Origin of the sequence: Nocardioides sambongensis (assembly GCF_006494815.1) — a bacterium.
GTDB lineage: Bacteria > Actinomycetota > Actinomycetes > Propionibacteriales > Nocardioidaceae > Nocardioides > Nocardioides sambongensis.
This window is the reverse complement of the sequence record NZ_CP041091.1, coordinates 2,148,015-2,165,659: the sequence shown is the minus strand read 5'-3', so window position 1 is coordinate 2,165,659 and position 17,645 is coordinate 2,148,015. Positions and strand designations below refer to the sequence as shown.

Annotated in this window: 17 protein-coding genes; 10 read left to right on the top strand and 7 right to left on the bottom strand. The window is 73.1% G+C overall.

Annotated features, from left to right (window positions below; all coding sequences use genetic code 11):
• Nucleotides 1-90 precede the first annotated feature (90 nt).
• Genes FIV43_RS10115 through FIV43_RS10105 form a run of 3 tightly spaced genes read left to right on the top strand, consistent with a single transcriptional unit; the run spans nucleotide 91 to nucleotide 3,242 of the window.
• Nucleotides 91-1,428: a protein kinase domain-containing protein gene (locus tag FIV43_RS10115; protein WP_181407749.1), complete on the top strand. Its 1,338-nt coding sequence runs from the start codon at nucleotides 91-93 to the stop codon at nucleotides 1,426-1,428.
• Complete coding sequence (locus FIV43_RS10110; RefSeq protein WP_141014027.1) at nucleotides 1,429-2,058, top strand: FHA domain-containing protein; 630 nt, start codon at nucleotides 1,429-1,431, stop codon at nucleotides 2,056-2,058. It abuts the gene before it with no gap.
• Entirely contained in the window at nucleotides 1,956-3,242 is a 1,287-nt protein-coding gene (locus FIV43_RS10105) for a trypsin-like peptidase domain-containing protein (RefSeq protein WP_141014026.1), read from the top strand. Before FIV43_RS10110 ends, FIV43_RS10105 begins: the two co-directional genes overlap by 103 nt.
• Here FIV43_RS10105 and ku read toward each other — a convergent pair.
• Nucleotides 3,169-4,257, bottom strand: a complete 1,089-nt coding sequence (ku, locus tag FIV43_RS10100; RefSeq protein ID WP_141014025.1) for a non-homologous end joining protein Ku — start codon at nucleotides 4,255-4,257, stop codon at nucleotides 3,169-3,171. The two genes, FIV43_RS10105 and ku, sit on opposite strands and share 74 nt — an antisense overlap.
• Before the next feature lie 51 nt (nucleotides 4,258-4,308).
• Between ku and FIV43_RS10095 the strand changes: the two genes are divergently transcribed.
• The 3 genes from FIV43_RS10095 to FIV43_RS10085 are packed head-to-tail and all read left to right on the top strand — an operon-like array spanning nucleotide 4,309 to nucleotide 6,826.
• Nucleotides 4,309-5,268 (top strand): ATP-dependent DNA ligase, encoded by a 960-nt coding sequence (locus FIV43_RS10095; protein ID WP_141014024.1) that lies wholly within the window; start codon nucleotides 4,309-4,311, stop codon nucleotides 5,266-5,268.
• Nucleotides 5,261-6,160 (top strand): non-homologous end-joining DNA ligase, encoded by a 900-nt coding sequence (gene ligD / locus FIV43_RS10090; RefSeq protein ID WP_141014023.1) that lies wholly within the window; start codon nucleotides 5,261-5,263, stop codon nucleotides 6,158-6,160. The genes FIV43_RS10095 and ligD overlap by 8 nt, the downstream gene beginning before the upstream one ends.
• Nucleotides 6,161-6,190: 30 nt before the next feature.
• Complete coding sequence (locus FIV43_RS10085; RefSeq protein WP_141014022.1) at nucleotides 6,191-6,826, top strand: TIGR03086 family metal-binding protein; 636 nt, start codon at nucleotides 6,191-6,193, stop codon at nucleotides 6,824-6,826.
• Here FIV43_RS10085 and FIV43_RS10080 read toward each other — a convergent pair.
• The 3 genes from FIV43_RS10080 to FIV43_RS10070 form a co-directional block, all read right to left on the bottom strand.
• Nucleotides 6,786-7,142 carry a hypothetical protein gene (locus FIV43_RS10080; RefSeq protein ID WP_141014021.1) on the bottom strand — a complete coding sequence of 119 codons (357 nt, stop codon included), beginning with the start codon at nucleotides 7,140-7,142 and terminating at the stop codon, nucleotides 6,786-6,788. The two genes, FIV43_RS10085 and FIV43_RS10080, sit on opposite strands and share 41 nt — an antisense overlap.
• 53 nt (nucleotides 7,143-7,195) lie before the next feature.
• A complete protein-coding gene (locus tag FIV43_RS10075) occupies nucleotides 7,196-7,426 on the bottom strand; it encodes a DUF3107 domain-containing protein (RefSeq protein ID WP_141014020.1) in 231 nt (76 codons plus the stop codon).
• Between the two features lie 102 nt (nucleotides 7,427-7,528).
• The gene (locus FIV43_RS10070; RefSeq protein WP_141014019.1) at nucleotides 7,529-8,218 is read right to left on the bottom strand and encodes a TetR/AcrR family transcriptional regulator; all 690 of its coding nucleotides are present in this window, start codon (nucleotides 8,216-8,218) and stop codon (nucleotides 7,529-7,531) included.
• Between the two features lie 191 nt (nucleotides 8,219-8,409).
• Between FIV43_RS10070 and moeZ the strand changes: the two genes are divergently transcribed.
• Together moeZ and FIV43_RS10060 are read left to right on the top strand one after the other, a co-directional pair.
• Entirely contained in the window at nucleotides 8,410-9,618 is a 1,209-nt protein-coding gene (gene moeZ, locus FIV43_RS10065; protein WP_141014018.1) for an adenylyltransferase/sulfurtransferase MoeZ, read from the top strand.
• Nucleotides 9,619-9,840: 222 nt separating this feature from the next.
• The gene (locus tag FIV43_RS10060; protein ID WP_141014017.1) at nucleotides 9,841-10,143 is read left to right on the top strand and encodes an MGMT family protein; all 303 of its coding nucleotides are present in this window, start codon (nucleotides 9,841-9,843) and stop codon (nucleotides 10,141-10,143) included.
• A gap of 14 nt (nucleotides 10,144-10,157) precedes the next feature.
• On the opposite strand, the gene tpx is transcribed toward FIV43_RS10060, so the two are convergent.
• From tpx to FIV43_RS10045, 3 genes are all read right to left on the bottom strand, one after another.
• Complete coding sequence (tpx, locus tag FIV43_RS10055; RefSeq protein ID WP_141014016.1) at nucleotides 10,158-10,649, bottom strand: thiol peroxidase; 492 nt, start codon at nucleotides 10,647-10,649, stop codon at nucleotides 10,158-10,160.
• Between the two features lie 78 nt (nucleotides 10,650-10,727).
• Nucleotides 10,728-12,911, bottom strand: a complete 2,184-nt coding sequence (locus FIV43_RS10050; protein ID WP_141014015.1) for an SCO7613 C-terminal domain-containing membrane protein — start codon at nucleotides 12,909-12,911, stop codon at nucleotides 10,728-10,730.
• 11 nt (nucleotides 12,912-12,922) lie between these two features.
• Complete coding sequence (locus FIV43_RS10045; protein WP_141014014.1) at nucleotides 12,923-13,363, bottom strand: hypothetical protein; 441 nt, start codon at nucleotides 13,361-13,363, stop codon at nucleotides 12,923-12,925.
• Between the two features lie 240 nt (nucleotides 13,364-13,603).
• Here FIV43_RS10045 and FIV43_RS10040 point away from each other — a divergent pair, with 240 nt between their 5' ends.
• Both FIV43_RS10040 and FIV43_RS10035 read left to right on the top strand, forming a co-directional pair.
• Nucleotides 13,604-14,269 (top strand): lysophospholipid acyltransferase family protein, encoded by a 666-nt coding sequence (locus FIV43_RS10040; RefSeq protein WP_141015864.1) that lies wholly within the window; start codon nucleotides 13,604-13,606, stop codon nucleotides 14,267-14,269.
• A 126-nt stretch (nucleotides 14,270-14,395) separates the two neighbouring features.
• Nucleotides 14,396-17,644: an ATP-dependent helicase gene (locus FIV43_RS10035; RefSeq protein ID WP_231123903.1), complete on the top strand. Its 3,249-nt coding sequence runs from the start codon at nucleotides 14,396-14,398 to the stop codon at nucleotides 17,642-17,644.
• Nucleotide 17,645: the final 1 nt, after the last annotated feature.

Genomic DNA, 17,645 nt, shown 5'->3' with positions numbered 1-17,645 from the left:
GGCCGGTTCGCACGCGCCCGCACGGGAAGGTCGCGGCGAAGCGCTACATTGGCACGCACTGGTCACGCGAGCACGGAGGTCGCCTCACCCATGGTGTTGGCAGAGGGCGTCGAGGTGGACCTCGGGCCGCTGGGCCGCGCCTGGGTCTCCTCCCTGCTCGGCCAGGGCGGCCAGGGCTACGTCTACGAGGTACGACGCAGCACCGGCGAGCCCCTCGCGCTGAAGTGGTACAAGCCGGACTCGGCGACCGCCGTGCAGTACGACGAGATGCAGCGGCTGGTCGAGATCGGCTCGCCGCACCTGCGCTTCCTCTGGCCGTTGAGCATGGCCCGGGTCGCCGCCATGCCGAGCTTCGGCTACGTGATGCAGCTGCGCGACCCGCGCTACCTCGAGCTCAGCTACCTGCTGCTGAACAGGGACCCGGACGGGCATCCGCTCGAGGTCTCCTTCGGCGCCGTCTTCGAGCTCTGCCGACAGCTGGCCTACAGCTTCCTCCGGCTGCACGCTCGCGGCCTCTGCTACCGGGACATCTCGTTCGGCAACGTGTTCTTCAACCCGACCACCGGCGACGTGCTGATCTGCGACAACGACAACGTGGGCGTCGACGACGGGACGGGACGGGTGCTGGGCACGCCGTACTTCATGGCGCCGGAGGTGGTCCGCGACCTGACCTACCGGACCCTGCCCAGCACCGACACCGACCGGCACTCGCTGGCGGTGCTGATGTTCTACGCGCTCTTCCTCGGTCACCCGCTGGAGGGGGCCCGCACCGATCACGGCCTACGGGATGCGGCCTGGCTGATGACCCACTTCGGGACGGATCCGGTCTTCTGCCTGCACCCCGACCGCGCCGACAACCGGCCCTCACCGATCGTGCGGCAGTACTGGGACCTCTATCCTCCGTTCCTGCGCGACCTGTTCGTCCAGGCCTTCGTGGACGGCCTCGCCGACCCCGGCGCACGGGTCACCGAGGGACAGTGGGTGAAGGCGATGGACCGGCTCCGGGACAGCATGCTGACCTGCCCGACCTGCCGGATGACGAACTTCTGGAGTGCCGACACCCCGACCGTGCGGTGCTGGCAGGACGGCACCGAGCTGCGGCCGGACTACCTACTCGCCGTCGGCCGTCGCACGCTCGCGGTCGGGCCGCAGACGGTGCTCCGCGCGGACCACCTGGTCACCGGCATCGACCAGCCCACCGTGCTGGGGGTGGTCGAGCAGCATCCGGAGCGGGCGGACCGTTGGGGACTGCGCAACGCCTCGGCATACTCCTGGGCGGTGACGTTCGCCGAGGGGCAGAGCTTCCTGCTCCAGCCGGGCCGCACGATGGAGCTCGTCGACGGTGCGAGGATCCAGGTTCGGGACGCGACGGTTCGGGTACGACGTGGGGGAGCCGCGCCGATGTGGGTCGGCGCCGAGGAGGAATAGATGTCGTTGCTGGTGGAGGTCGACGGGCGCACCCTGCGCCTGGACGAGAAGCGCACCTACCTGGTCGGACGCGCGATCGAGGCGGATGTCGTGCTCACCGCGGGGTCGGTGTCGCGGCAGCACGCCGAGATCCGTCCCGACGGCGACGGCTGGGTGCTGGTCGACCGAGGCAGCCAGTTCGGCACGTTCGTCGGGGGCAACCGGCTCTCCGAGATCCGGATCGACCGACGGGTCGTGGTCCGCTGCGGGCCCGAGGCGCCCGGCGCCGAGCTGGTCCTGACGCCGACCGAGCTCGCCGGCGACCCGCCGACCCCGGCGTTCGCCCCGGCTGCTCCGCCGGCGCCGTTCAGCCCACCGGCCGCGCCGGCGACGCCGCCTCCCTCGGCGACCCCGGCGCCGGCCTCCGCCCCGACCGCCGGGCCGAGCGCCGCCCCGGCTGGGGCACCGACCCCGTTCGCGCCCCCGGCCGCCGGCGGGGACCGCCCGGCCCCGGCCCCGGGGCCGCCCCACCGAGCGGGCCCGGAGCGATGGACCAGACCCAGGTGCTGGCACCACGCACCGGGATGCAGGCCCGAGGACCGGTCGGCGCGCCCCCGGCCGCCCCGCGCACGGGGCCGGACCTGCTGCTGATCGCCGAGGGACGGGAGTACCGCTTCCGGCACCCGGCGCAGGTGACCATCGGTCGACGTACCGACTCCACGGTGGTGCTGACCGACCCCGCCTGCTCCCGCCAGCACGGCCAGGTCAGCGCGGTGCCCGGCGGGTGGGTCTACACCAACGCGTCGGGGGAGGGCAGCTTCGACGACGGTCGCCGGGTCACCAGCATGCGCTTCGACGACCGGGTGGTGCTGCGGCTGGGCCACCCGGTGGCCGGCCCCGAGCTCACCCTGGTCCCGATCCTCTCGGCCGCGGAGGAGGAGAAGCGGATCGCCCGGCGACGGCTCAACCGCCGTCTCGCGATCGCGGGCGCCGCGGCGGCGGCCCTGGTCCTGGTGCTCGGCATCGTGGCCGCCGGGATCGCGATCTCCAACCGTGGTGACGACACCACCGCCGGTGGCGGCGACGGGTCGTCGGGCTCCACGGCGAGCGGCGAGCTGAGCCCGCAGGCGCTCGAGTCGGCGAAGGCCGCGACGGTGAAGATCAGCGCGGAGAGCTATCCCCTCGCCGATCCCAGCCAGGCGTTCGCCTACGGCGGCTCCGGGTCGATCCTGCGCGACGACGGCCTGATCCTCACCAACGCCCACGTCGCCGCACCCGAGTCACCCGGCCTGGCGGAGAAGTACGGACCGGACAGCCTGATCGCCAACCCCGACTACGTGCTGATCTCGCTCACCGACGGCGCCACCGACACCAGCGCGCCGGCGGAGTACCGGGCCCGCGTGGTCGCCGCCGACGGCTACCTCGACGTGGCCGTGGTGCAGATCTACGCCGACGTGGACGGCAACGAGCTCACCGGCGACCTCGACCTGCCCACGGTCCCGGTCGGCAGCTCCGACGACCTGCGTGCCGGCGACGACGTCACGGTGCTCGGCTTCCCGGGCGTGGCCGGATCCGGCGACTCGATCACCGTCACCACCGGCGTGATCTCGACCGTGCTGGACGACCCCGAGCTGGGACCGAAGGCCGAGCTCGACACGGATGCACGGATCGCGCCGGGCAACTCCGGAGGCATGGCGGTGGACAACTCCGGCGAGCTGATCGGCATCCCGACCTCGCTGTACTTCGACCAGTCCAGCCCGGTCACCAGCGGACGGATCCGGTCCATCGACGCGGTCGCCGACCTGATCGAGGAGGCGGAGCAGGCCACCAGCTGAGGCCGAGGACGTCAGCTCGCCTTCTTGGCGGCGGTCTTCTTGGCGGGGCCTTCTTCGTGGCGGTCTTCTTGGTGGCGGTCTTCTTGGCGGGGGCCTTCTTGGCGGCGGTCTTCTTGGTGGCGGTCTTCTTCGCGGTGCTCGCCTTCTTGGCGGGGGCCTTCTTCGCGGTGCTCTTCTTCGTGGCGCTCGGCGACGCCGGCTTCTCCTCCGCCTCCGCGTCGTCGTCCGCCGGCGCCTCCTCGCCGCGGGCCGTCTTGGCGGCGGCGACCGAGCGCTGCAGCGCGGCGAGCAGGTCGACGACCTCCCCGCCGGTCTTGGTCGAGGTGGCGGTGCGCTGCACCTCGCCGCCCTCGATCTTGGCCTTCACCACCGCCTGGACGGCCTCGGCGTAGTCGTCCTCGAACTCGTCGGCGTCGAAGTCGCCGGCCAGCGTGTCCACCAGCATCCGGGCCATCTTGACCTCGGAGTCCTTGACCTCGCCGCTCTCGACGGTGAAGTCCGGCGTGCGGATCTCGTCGGGCCACATCATCGTCTGCAGCACGATCACGTCGTCACGCACCCGGAGCACCGCGATGGTGGTGCGCTGCCGGATCGCGATGGTGACCACGGCCATCCGGTCCGCCTCGACCAGGGCCTGGCGCAGCAGCGCGTACGGCTTGGCGCCGCTCGACTCCGGCTCCAGGTAGTAGGACTTCTCGAACAGCATCGGGTCGATCTGGTCGCGCGGAACGAACTTCTCCACCGCGATCTCGCGGGAGGAGGTGACCGGCAGGTTCGCCATGTCGTCCTCGTCGAGGATGACCATCTCGCCGTCCTCGGTCTCGAACCCCTTGGCGATGTCGGAGTAGGGGACCTCCTCGCCGTCGATCGCGCAGATCCGCTGGTAGCGGATCCGGCCGCCGTCGGTCGCGTGGACCTGGCGAAAGGAGACGTCGTGGCTCTCGGTCGCCGAGTACAGCTTCACCGGCACGCTGACCAGGCCGAAGGAGACCGAACCCTTCCAGATCGCTCGCATGGGAGGAGACTACGCGCCGGGCACCGACAGCGGTCGTGCTGAGATGGGCGCATGCAGGCTCTGCGCCCGATGCTCGCCACCGTCGGCGACCATGTCCCGACCGGTCCGGAGTGGACTCACGAGGTGAAGTGGGACGGTGTGCGGGCGCTCGCCTTCGTCGACGCCGGTGCGGTCGAGCTGCGCAGCCGCAACGACAACCGGATCACCGCGGCCTGGCCCGAGCTGCTCTCCGCCCCGGGGCCGGGCCGGTGGGTGCTCGACGGCGAGATCATCGCGCTCAACGAGCGCGGCGTGCCGGACTTCCGGGTGCTCGCCGAGCGCATCCACCTGCGCAAGGCCGCCGCCGTCGCCCGGTACGCCGCCCGCACGCCGGCCACCTTCATGGTCTTCGACGTGCTCGCGATCGGCGAGGAGGACCTCACCGCGTCGCCACAGTCCGAGCGCCGCCGGCGGCTGGAGGATCTCGACCTCGCCCGCAGCGGCTGGCAGGTCCCACCCGCCTACGACGACGGCCCGATGCTGCACGCAGCGACCCGGGAGCAGGGCCTGGAGGGCATCGTCAGCAAGCGCGTCGGCGGCCGCTACCGGCCCGGCGAGCGCAGCCGCGGATGGCTGAAGTTCGCCCACCGCCACCGCGGCTCCTACGTGGTGGGCGGGTGGCGTCCCCAGGTCGGCACCCGGGACCGTCTCGCCGCGCTGCTGGTGGGCGAGCCGACCTCCGAGGGGCTGCGCTACCGGGGACGCGTGGGCAGCGGGATCGGCCCGCGGCAGTCGCGCCTGCTGGCCGAGCTGGTGGCGGGACTGGCCCGCGGGACCAGCCCGTTCGCCGACGAGGTGCCGCGGGTGGACGCCGACGGAGCGCGCTGGATCGACCCGGTCCTGGTCGTCGACGTCGACACCCACGGCGTGGGCTACGAGCGGCTGCGCCAGCCGTCGTTCCAGGTGGTGCGCCAGGATCTCGGTGTGGCGGACCTGCTGGCGGGCACGACCGAGGGGAGCGACGATGAGTGAGACCTGGGTCGAGGTCGAGGACCGCACCCTGAAGCTGACCAACCTGGAGAAGGTGCTCTACCCCAGCACCGGCACCACCAAGGCCGAGGTGCTCGACTACTACGCCCGGGTCTCGCCGGTGCTGCTCCCGCACCTCGCCGGACGGCCGGTGACCCGGATCCGGTGGCCCCACGGCGTGCAGGCGATGAGCTTCTTCGAGAAGAACGCGCCGGCCGGGACGCCCTCCTGGGTGCGTACCGTCGAGGTGCCCACCACCGGCTCGCGGGGCCCGAGCCGCAACGGCGACACCCTGGTCTTCCCCGTCGTCGAGGACCTCGCCACCCTGATGTGGCTGGTCAACCTGGCCGCACTGGAGCTGCACGTGCACCAGTGGACGGTGGACGCGGAGGGAGACCCGCGTGGCGCCGACCGAGTGGTGATCGACCTCGACCCCGGCGAGGGAGCGGGGCTGCGCCAGTGCTGCGAGGTCGGGCTGCTGGTCCGGGACGCGCTGGCCGAGCGGGGCCTGGACGCCCGTCCCGTCACGAGCGGCAGCAAGGGGCTGCACCTCTACGCCGAGCTGTCGGCGTACCTGCCCTCCGAGGAGGCCTCGGAGGTGGCACGGGCGGTGGCCGAGGAGCTGCAGGCCACCCACCCCAAGCTGGTCACCGCGACGATGACCAAGGCCCGGCGCCGCGGCAAGGTCTTCCTCGACTGGTCGCAGAACGCCGGATCGAAGACCACCGTGGCGCCCTACTCCCTGCGGGGCACCGAGCGGCCGCAGGTAGCGACGCCGCTGACCTGGGACGAGGTGGCCGTCGGGGCCGAGGACGACCTCGGGCTGGAGCAGTTCTCCCACACCGCGGTGCTGCAGCGGGTCGAGGAGCACGGAGACCTCTTCGAGCAGCGATGAGTCCGTCGGGTCCCGCCGGTCCACCTCTCCATGGAGATCCTCGAACTCGGACCTGTGGCCCGTGAGGTGGGTGGGCTCGTCGCCGGCGTACGCGACGACCAGCTCGCCCTCCCGACGCCGTGCCCTGCCTACACGGTGGCGGATCTGGCCGACCACCTGGGCGGACTCACGCTCGCCTTCACCGCGGCCGCCCACAAGTCGCCGCTCGGCGACGGTGCCGGACCCAGTGGCGACGGCGCCCGGTTGGAGCCGGGCTGGCGCGATCGGATCGCTCGCGACCTGGTGATCCTCGCGGAGGCGTGGCGCAACCCCGCCGCCTACCGGGGGACGGCGAGCGCCGGCGGTGTGACGATGGACGGCGCCGAGGCCGCGGCCGTCGCGCTGAACGAGGTCGTCGTGCACGGCTGGGACCTGGCGGCGGCGACCGGACGTCCCTACCGGGTCGACCCGGCCGCACTGGATGCGTGCCTGGCGTTCGCCGCATCGTTCTCCACCCCGGAGAGCGCCGACATGCGCGGTGATGCGTTCGGACCCGTGCTGCCGGTCGCCGCGGACGCGGACGACCTGACCAGGCTGCTCGCGCTGATGGGTCGCGACGCCGGTTGGGCACCGGCGGAGCGGACGCTCAACGACGCCGGCGCATCCCGAACACGTCGAACTCGGTGACCCCGCCGGTGGGTTCGATCGGCCCCGGGTGGGCGCCGCCCTCGGCCAGGCCGTCCACCTCGTCCAGGGTGGCGTCGATCAACAGCTGGAACTCCGGGGACGGCGTCGCCACGCGCCGCGGCGCGGTGTCGATCCGCCACCCGTGGCGTCCCAGGTCGTTCAGCACCGCGATCAGCGTCGTGTTCTTCTCGGCGACGAACCCCTCGAAGCCGTCGTCGGCCTCGATCAGGTAGACCGGCCGGGTGACGGCCACGGACACCGCGTCGTACTGCGGCACCCACAGCCGCGCGTACTCGTAGGTCCGGAGCGTGCTCATCCAGCCATCCTAGGCCGCCGCGGCCACCTGCGGGAGCAGGCGGCGCGGGAGGATCAGGAGCGGAAGCCGACCTGTCCGCTCACGCTGCGGCCGATCTCCACGTAGGCGATCTTCGCGGCCGGGACCAGGGTCACCTTGCCCTTGTGGTCGGTCAGGCTGAACACGCCGCCCTCGCCGGACAGCGCCTCGCTGAGCGCCTTGGACACGGCCTCGGCAGCCTCGTCGGTCTCGACGACGAGCTCGCGGGCGACGTTCTGGACGCCGATCTTGACCTCAACGGCCATGGTGACTCTCCTCGTGATCTCCGGGCACGGACCTCGGCCCGTCTCGGTGCCAGCCTAGGGGGCGACTGTTCGCCGGGTGGGCCGGGTGCGCGGTGCGCGGACTCAGTCGTCGGTCTTGGGGTAGCCGCGGATGCCGCGCCAGGCGAGTCCCGAGACCAGGGCGACGGCCTGGTCCCGCTCCAGGCCTCCGGCCTCGGTGAGCCAGAAACGGGCACTCACCTGGGCCATGCCCACCAGGGAGACGGCCAGCAGGCGCGAGTCCTCGGCGGGGAACCCGGTGTCCTCCTCGATCACCGCGCCGATCAGCTTGGCGCACTCCACGGTGACCCGGTCGATGTGCTCGCGCACGGCGGGCTCGTTGGTCAGGTCGGACTCGAAGACCAGACGGAAGGCGCCGGTGTCGTGGTCGACGTAGGCGAAGAAGGCGTCGATCGCGGCCGCGACCCGCTGCTTGTTGTCCTGGGTGGACTCCAGCGCCGCCCGGCAGTTGGCGATCATCCGGTCGCAGGAGGCGTCCAGGAGGGCCAGGTACAACTCGAACTTGCCGGGGAAGTGCTGGTAGAGGACCGGCTTGGAGACGCCGGCGCGCTCGGCGATGTCGTCCATCGCGGCGGCGTGGTAGCCGTTGGCCACGAACACCTCGAGGGCCGAGTTCAGCAGCTGGGCCCGGCGTTCCTGCCGCGGCAACCTCAGGCCGCGGGGCCGCCCGCCCTCCACGTCGTACGACTCGCGCACCACCTCGTTGCCTCCCTCGCGCTGCGTCCCCCGGTTCGCGGGAGAGATGTGACCCATCGGTAGCCAAACCCTACTCCGAGGTCCGGATGACGGGACGTAGCAGGGCGGGTTTGTCGCGGTTCGGGACGATAGGGACCGTTGAGAGAGCGTCGCGAGCGTCCGGAGCGGTTCCGGGCGGCGCGGGAACAGCGGGGCAGGTCCCGGTGTTCCACCGAGACCGCATTGCACCCCAGGAGCAGGAGTACCCCGTGAGCATTCCCGCGTTGGTCGAGCCGGCCGACGAGCTGACCGTCGACGAGGTCCGTCGCTACAGCCGCCACCTGATCATCCCCGACGTCGGGATGACGGGGCAGAAGCGACTGAAGAACGCCAAGGTGCTGGTGATCGGTGCCGGCGGCCTGGGCAGCCCCGCGCTGCTCTACCTGGCGGCGGCCGGCGTCGGCACCCTGGGCATCATCGAGTTCGACGAGGTCGACGAGTCGAACCTGCAGCGCCAGGTGATCCACGGCCAGTCGGACGTGGGCCGGCCCAAGGCGGAGTCGGCCAAGGACTCCATCGCCGAGGTCAACCCGCTGGTGAACGTCGTGGTCCACGCGGAGCGGCTGGACAACGACAACGTCTACGACGTGTTCCGGGGCTACGACCTGATCGTCGACGGCACCGACAACTTCGCCACTCGCTACCTGGTCAACGACGCGGCGTACTTCCTCGGCATCCCCTACGTGTGGGGGTCGATCTACCGGTTCGACGGTCAGGCGTCGGTCTTCGCACCGAAGCAGGCCGACGACGCCCCCTGCTACCGCTGCCTCTACCCCGAGCCGCCGCCGCCGGGCATGGTCCCCTCCTGCGCCGAGGGCGGCGTGCTGGGCGTGCTGTGCGCCTCGATCGGCTCGATCCAGGTCAACGAGGCGATCAAGCTGCTGACCGGCATCGGCGACCCGCTGGTCGGCAAGCTGATGATCTACGACGCGCTCGAGATGGAGTACCGCAAGCTGAAGGTCCGCAAGGACCCCAACTGCCGGCTCTGCGGCGAGAACGCGGACGTCACCGAGCTCATCGACTACGAGTTCTTCTGCGGCGCCGTCTCCGAGGAGGCGGCCGACGCCGCCGCCGACTCCACCATCTCGGTGGTTGCGCTCGAGGGCATGCTCAAGGAGCGCGAGGAGGGGACCCGCGACTTCGTGCTGGTCGACGTCCGTGAGCCCAACGAGTACGAGATCAACAAGATCCCGGGCTCGGTGCTGATCCCCAAGGGCGAGTTCCTCAACGGCAACGCGCTCGAGCAGCTGCCCTCGGTCGACTCCGGCACCCAGGTCGTGCTGCACTGCAAGTCCGGTGTCCGCTCCGCCGAGGCACTCGCGGTGCTCAAGGGCGCCGGCTACGACGACGCCGTGCACGTCGGCGGCGGCGTGGTCGCCTGGGTGAACCAGATCGACCCCAGCCAGCCCGCGTACTGAGCCGGCGGGCCGATCGGGCTGCGCCCCGCCGGTCACGGCGGGGCGTAACCGCGTCGGCCGGCACTCGTTGATCCGGCCGACGGTGGCTCGCCATCGCACTGCACCAATGGGCGATCCGTCGCACCCGAGGGAGCACACCTGAGAGCCTCGCCCGTCCGGGCGGGGCTCTCAGCCGTTTCCGGGCGGGTGCCGGCACGGCCCAGGTGCGGGCAGGATGGGGCCATGCCGAGCGCGCGCGACCCCGAGTACGTCGAACGCATCCTCGACCTCGTCGAGCAGGTCCCGCCGGGCCGGGTGACCACCTACGGCGCGCTCGCCGACGTCGCGGGCGGGGGCCCGCGCCAGGTCGGCACGGTGATGGCGCACCACGGCGGTGCGGTGCCGTGGTGGAGGGTGATCCGCGCCGACGGCACCCTGCCGCCCAGCCACCAGCGCCACGCCCGGCGCCACTACGACGCCGAGCGCACGCCGATCCTCCCCTCGGGGAAGGTCGACGTGCGCTCGGCGTTCTGGAGTCCGGGCTAAGCCGCCTCCGCTGCTCAGGACAGCGCGGCCACCGCGGCGTCGTAGTCGGGCTCGGTGGCGATCTCCGGCACGAGCTGGCTGTGGACCACGGTGCCGTCGGCGTCCACGACGACCACCGAGCGGGCGAAGAGGCCCTCGAACTTGCCGTCGACGAGGCGCACGCCGTAGTCGTCGCCGAACGAGGAGCGGAAAGCGGAGGCGGCGACGACGTTCTCGATGCCCTCGGCGCCGCAGAACCGCGCCTGCGCGAACGGGAGATCGGCGGAGACGTTGACCACGGTGGTGTTCTCCAGGCCGGCCGCCAGCTCGTTGAACTTCTTCACGCTGGCCGCGCAGACCCCGGTGTCCACGCTCGGGAAGATGTTGAGCACCGTCCGGGTGCCCGGGGTCAGGGTCACCGAGCTGAAGTCGGAGCCGACCAGGTCGAAGGCGGGGGCCGCGGAGCCGACCGCGGGCAGCTCGCCGATGGTGGTGACGGGGTTGCCGCCGAGTGAAGTGGTAGCCATGTCCCTTTCCTAGCAGGTCGTCCCGCATCCGACCGCGGGGGTCGGCCGGCTGTCCGATCCGCGGACCCGTCGGCGGGCTCAGCGCAGCCGCCGGATGGCGCCGACCGCCTTCCGCAGCTCGAGCAGCTGTCGCTCCCAGGTGATGCCCACGACGGTCAGGATCAGGCCGGCCAGGCCGATCCACACCCACTGCGGCACGCTCCCGGCGTAGGGCCCGAGCTCGCGCAGCACCACGGCGGCGCCGACCGCCGCGCCGACGACCAGCGGTGCGCTCCACCGCAGCACCGCGCCGGCCAGGGTCAGGACCAGGCAGGCGATGCCGAGCAGCAGGGCCCGCAGTGAGAGCGGGTCCTCGAAGACCCACAGCAGCGACGGCAGCGTGCCCAGCAGCAGTCCGGGCAGCAGCGCGCCCGCGGTGCCGGCGGTCGGCACGGCACGCAGCCGGTAGAGGCCGGCGCCGAGCAGCACCGTCGCGGCGGGGAGGGTGTAGGGCTCCGGCGCTTCGACACCGAGGTCGACCAGCCAGACCCAGGACGCCAGCAGCCACAGGGCCGGCATCGCAGCGCCGAGCGGGCGGCGCGCGGTGTGCAGCAGGGCCGAGGCTCCGCAGAGCGCACCGAGCAGCGCGAGCCAGAGTGCCAGCAGGGCGGCCGGCTGGTCGGCGAGCGCCAGCGAGACCGGCAGCGCCAGTGCCGAGGTGCCCAGGGCGGACAGCTCCAGCTCGAGACGGGGCAGCAGCACCGCGATGCCGCCGGCCGCCACCAGCACCGGCACCGCGACCCAGGCGCCGCCCAGGTCGGCCAACGACGTCGCGGCGGCCACCACCGGGAGGATCGCCGGCGCGACCGCGATCCCCGCCACGACCCGGGAGGCGGAGCCACGTCCGGCGAGTGCGCCGGTCAGTGCGGCGGCGAGCGTGACGCACCCGGTGGCCAGGATCATCGCGTCGTCGACCAGGGCGACGAGGTCGGCCGCGAAGCAGACCGCGAGCCCCACCACGACCAGCGCGGTGCTCTCCGGGGCACGACGGAGGGCGCCGCACAGGGCGCCGGCCGCTCCGATCGCGGCCAGGCTCAGCGCCACCGCCGCCACCGGGACGTCGTACGACGCCAGGGTGAGGGTCGACGCGAGGGCGACCGCGAGCGCGGTCGACGGTGCCCAGCTCAGCAGCCAGCCGCGGTGGCGGCGCGGCAGGAGCAGTGCGGCGACCACGACCACGACCAGCGCGGCGGGGGCCAGCACGAGCGGCCCCACGACCTGGTCGGGGTCCTGGAACCGGATGCCGAAGCTCCGGTCGGCGCCCGCGACGCCGTCGATCCTCTCCAGCACGTCGAACCACCGGGCCAGGACCACGCCTGCGCCGGTCAGGATCTGGCCGACCAGGAGCAGACAGCCGGTCACGGCCGGGGCCATCGCGACCACCCGCGCATCGGAGCGGACGGCGCCGAGCGCCACCGCCCAGGCGACAGTGACGGCGAGCGTCACCACCCCCACCACGGTGGCGCCCTCGCCGACCAGGGGAAGGGTGGCGGCGCCGGTCGCCACCATCGCGGCGCCCGACGCGCCGGCCAGCAGGGCGACGCGGTGGCGCAGGACGAGGCCGGGGGAGAGCAGCAGCGCTGCGGAGGCGAGCAGGGACCAGCCGGGGCCGTCCAGCCACAGGTGCTCCAGCGTCGGCTCCTCCAGGCTGATCCCCAGGCCGGCCAGCAGGGTGAGTCCGCCGACCAGGGCACCGGCGGCCGCGGCGCTCCACGCCAGCGGCGTGAGCCGTAGCGCTCGCGCCGCCAGCACGGCCAGCACGGCCAGCACGGTCACCACCTGGCCGGTCCACAGCGGCTGGTCGGTCGCGGAGACCGCGCCCAGGTAGCCGATGGTCGCGGCGATCCCGGCGATCACCTGCGGGGCGACCAGGTGCGGCCGACCGGGGAGGCGCAGCGCTCCCAGGCCCGCCGCGGCGAACGCGACCAGACCGCCGGCGATCGCGGCCATCGTGTCGCCGTCGACCTCCCCGAACCAGTCGGCGGCGCCGGCGCCGAGGACGTCCAGGGTGAGCATCCCGAGGGTGACCACGGAGAGGGACTCCGCGGCGATCCGCAGTCCATACCGGTGCAGTGCCAGGGAGCCACCGCCGAACCCGAGGGTCAGCGCAGCGAGCACCGCGGTGCGGCCGCCGACACCGAGCACGGACCAGGACACCGCCAGGAAGATGACGGCGGCGACGAGCAGGCAGAAGGCGCCGAGGCCGAGCAGGATCTTCGGCACCGAGGAGGTGGTCAGGCCCCGGAGGGCATCGACGGCATCGGTGGGATGACCGCCGGCCCGGGCGGGGTCGGGGGCGCCGGCGTCGTACGGGAGACCGGGCTGTGCGCCTGCTGCGAGGTCTGCGCCTGCTGGGAGGTCTGCGCCTGTTGGGAGGTTCGGGGCTTCTGAGGAGCCTGGGGAGCGGGAGCCGACGACCGGGTGGCGGTCGGTGCGCCCGCGAGCGCCGGCATCGCTGCGGCGGGCCCGGGAGGGGGCGGCGGCGTCTGCGGGGTCGTGCTGACCGCGCGGAGCTCGGCGAGCAGGTCGTCGGCGCGGCGCAGTGTCGTGAAGAGCTCGACCCCGATCCGGTGGCGGAGGCGGAGTCCGCAGGCGGGGCAGGAGTCGACGCGAGGGGGCAGCACGGCCCGGCAGTCGGGGCACAGATCGGGGTCGGCGTAGCGCATGCTCCTCATTTCGCCAGGGATCGGTCGGGGCTGCCTCAGAGCGGCGACTCACCCGGGGTGAGTAGGGCTACTCAACCGCGTCGCCCAGCCACTTCGTCCACAGGCATACCCACAGTCTGTGGATTGAGGCCCGTCTTCTGTGGAGTTCCGGCCAGAGCTGTGGAGGGCGCCGGCTCCGCGCGGGACCACCGGCGAACGTGGACACCGGATAGGTGGACCCACCGGTAGCGACTAGGTTCGGGCAGCGTGATGTACCGGACGTTGCACACCGTGGTCCCGCCGCTGGCCAAGGCGGTCTGGCGTCCCACGATCCGCGGGCTGGACAGGGTGCCGGCCTCCGGTCCGGTGATCCTCGCCAGCAACCACCTGAGCTTCGTCGACTCCGTGGTGATCCCGATCGTGGTGCCGCGGAAGGTGGTCTTCCTGGCCAAGTCCGACTACTTCACCGGCACCGGCTGGCGCGGTCGGCTGTCCCGCGCCTGGTTCGAGGGGCTCGGCATGCTGCCGGTCGACCGGGACGACTCGGCTGCCGCGATGCAGTCGCTGCAGACGGCGCTGGACGTGCTCGGTCGTGGCGAGGCGTTCGGGATCTACCCCGAGGGCACCCGTTCCCGGGACGGTCGGCTCTACCGGGGACGCACCGGTGTCGCCCACCTCGCCCTGACCTCCGGCGCCCCGGTGGTCCCCGTCGGGCTGGTCGGGACCGAGAACCTGCAGCCGATCGGCACCCGGTTCCCGCGGCGGGCACCGGTCACCGTCTCGTTCGGGGAGCCGATCCGGGTCGCCGGCGAGTACGACGGGATCGCGCCGGGTCGGGCGCGTCGCGAGCTGACCGACCGGGTGATGACCGCCATCGAGGAGCTCAGCGGCCAGTTGCCGGCCGGTGTGTACAACGACCGAGCCCCCGACGCCTGAGGCCGCCGCTCTGCCGGCCGCTCGGCGGGCTGCTCGGCGGGCTGCTCGGCGGGCTGCTCGACACGGAGTCGTGCCCGGAGCTGCACCGACCGGAGTGCCGGCGCCGTTTGCGCCGGGGGTCGGTGGTTGGCTGGCCCCGAGATGACGACGTACCGGATCGCTGCCCCTGGCCCCGCGGTGGACGCGCCGCGCCTCGACGAGCACCAGCAGCGCGTGGTGGACCACCCCGGTGGACCCCTGCTGGTCCTGGCCGGCCCCGGCACCGGCAAGACCACCACCCTGGTCGAGGCCATCGTGGACCGGATCGAGCAGCGCGGTGCGCGACCGGACCAGGTGCTCGCGCTGACCTTCTCCCGCAAGGCAGCCGACCAGCTGCGCGACCGGGTCACCGCTCGGCTCGGCCGGACCACGGGCAACCAGCTCAGCTCGACGTTCCACTCCTTCGCCTACGCACTGCTGCGTCGCTACGCACCCGCGGAGCTCTACGAGGGGCCCCTGCGCCTGCTCTCGGCGCCGGAGCAGGACGTCGTGCTCCGCGAGCTGTTGGCCGACCACCCCGAGTCGGTCCGCTGGCCCGACCGGTTCCGCAGTGCGCTGGGCACCCGCGGGTTCGCCCGGGAGGTGCACGCCGTGCTGGGTCGTGCGCGGGAGAAGGGGCTGGACGGAGAGGAGCTGCGCGCGCTCGGCGAGTCCGAGGGCATCGAGGAGTTCGTCGCCGCGGGGCTGTTCCTCTCGCAGTACCTGGACTCGCTCGACAGCCAGGGCGCCACCGACTACGCCGACCTCATCCGCCGGGCCGGGATCGAGGCGCAGGTCCAGCGCGACGAGCTGCGCGCGCAGTTCCAGCACGTCTTCGTCGACGAATACCAGGACACCGACCCGGGGCAGGTGGCGATGCTGCGGGCGATCGCCGGCGACGGCCGCAACCTGACCGTGGTGGGCGACCCGCACCAGTCGATCTACGGGTTCCGGGGCGCGGAGGTGCGCGGCATCCTGGAGTTCCCCACCGCGTTCCCGCACCGCGACGGTCGTCCTGCCGACGTGAGCGTGCTGCGGACCGTCCGCCGATTCGGCCCGGCGATCCTGGCCCCCGCCCAACGGGTGGCCGCTCGGATCGGCCTGCCCGGCACCATCGGCGCCGAGGCGCGCCGGAGGTTCCTCTCCCCGGTCGCCGAAGCGGGTGCGCACGGCGCCGGCCGAGTGCTGGTGCGGACCTTCGACACCGAGCGTGCCGAGGCCGAGCACCTCGCCGACCTGCTGCGCCGCGCCCACCTCGAGGACGGCATCGGATGGGACGAGATGGCCGTCCTGGTGCGCTCCGGTCGGGCGAGCATCGCTCCCCTGCGCCGGGCACTGGGGGCGGCCGGCGTTCCGGTCGAGGTGGCCGGGGACGAGGTGCCCCTGGTGCGCGACCCCGCGGTCGCGCCGCTGCTGGAGGCGCTGCAGGCGATCGTGCACATCGACAACGACGACCCCGGCGACGTCGACCACATCGACGCGGCCCGGGCGGAGGCGCTGCTCACCGGACCGCTGGGCGGTCTCGACGCCGGTGACGTCCGGCGGCTCTCCCGACTCCTGCGCAACCGGGAGAAGGACGAGTGCCAGGCCGAGCACCGCACCCCTCGCAGCTCACGCGAGCTGCTCCGCCTGGCGGTCCTCGGCACCGACCTGCTGCAGGACGTCAGCGGCCCGGAGGCCGAGCGTGCCCGCGCCCTCACCCGGCTGCTCAGCTCGGCGCGGGCCGCCCTGGACGAGGGACGCAGCGCCGAGGAGCTGCTGTGGCTGCTGTGGTCCGGGACCGGCTGGCCGTCCCGCCTCCAACGTGCGGTGGAGGCCGGCGGCGGAGCGGCCCGGCGGGCGCACCGCGACCTGGACTCGGTGTGCGCGCTGTTCGACGTGGCCGCCCGTGCGGGCGAGCGTCGCGAGCACCTGGGCGTCGCCGCGTTCCTGGAGACGCTGGTGCAGCAGCAGATCCCCGGCGACACCCTCGCCGACAAGGGCGCGCGCGGCGCCGCGGTGCGGCTGCTGACCGCCCATCGCAGCAAGGGGCTGGAGTGGCGCCTGGTCGTGGTCGCCCACGTCCAGGCGGAGGGATGGCCCGACCTGCGGCGGCGCACCGCACTGCTGCAGGCCGACCGGATCGGCGAGCACGGGTTGGCGGCTCCGGTCACCCTCCGCGAGATGCTGATGGAGGAGCGCCGCCTCTTCTACGTCGCGTGCACCCGCGCACGCGAGCGCCTGGTGGTCACCGCCGTCGCCTCCAGCGACGACGAGGGCGAGCAGCCGTCCCGGTTCCTCGACGAGCTCGGCGCCCCCGGCGCCAGTGTGGTCCAGCACCACGTGGGTCGCCCGCCCCGCCCGCTGTCCATGGGCGGTCTGGTCGCCGAGCTCCGCCGCGCGGTCGCCGACCCGGCGACCGACCCCGGCCTGCGCGCAGCCGCCGCGAAGCGGTTGGCCGGACTCGCCCGGGAGACCAGTGCGAGCGGTCGGCCGCTGGTGACCGCCGCCGACCCGGCCACCTGGTGGGGCACCCGGTCCTACAGCCGCTCGGAGGTGCCGATCCGCGAGGCGGAGCAGCCGGTGCCGCTCTCCGCGAGCATGCTGGACGCCCTCGACGTCTGTCCCACCCGGTGGTTCCTCAGCCGCGAGGCCGGCGGCGTGGGTCGTGCCCACCAGTCGGCGAACCTCGGCGAGCTGGTGCACGCGCTCGCCGAGCGGGTCGCGCGTGGCGACGCCCCGCCCGATCCCGACGCCCTGGTCGCCTACGTCGACGAGGTGTGGGACCGGCTCGACTTCCGCACGCCCTGGTCCAAGCAGCGCGAGCACGACCGGGTGCGCCTCGCCCTCGAGCGTTTCGTCGAGTGGCACGAGCAGAATCCGCGTCGAGTGCTGGACCTGGAGGCCGGGTTCTCCACGGTCGTCGACCTCGGCGAGGGCGGGGAGGTGCGGCTCACCGGCTACGCCGACCGGCTCGAGGTGGACGCCGAGGGCCGCGTTGTGGTGGTCGACCTCAAGACCGGCAAGTCCAAGCCGAGCGAGAAGTCGATGGCCACCCACGTCCAGCTCGCGCTCTACCAGTACGCGGTCGACCACGGCGCGCTGGAGCCCGACGACCCCACCCGTCCCTGGACGGCCGGCGGCGCGGAGCTGGTCCAGCTGGGACTGCCGGACGGCGCGGAGACCGCGACCGTGCAGCGGCAGCCCCGCCACGCCGACGACGGTCCCGAGCGGCGCGAGCTCGAGGAGCGGCTGAGCAGGGCGGCCCGGTTGGTGCGGGAGGAGACCTTCCCGGCGGTCGCCGGCCAGCACTGCCGTGACTGCACCTTCCTCGCCCTGTGCCCGACCAAGAGCAGCGGAGCGGTGGTGTCCCAGTGAG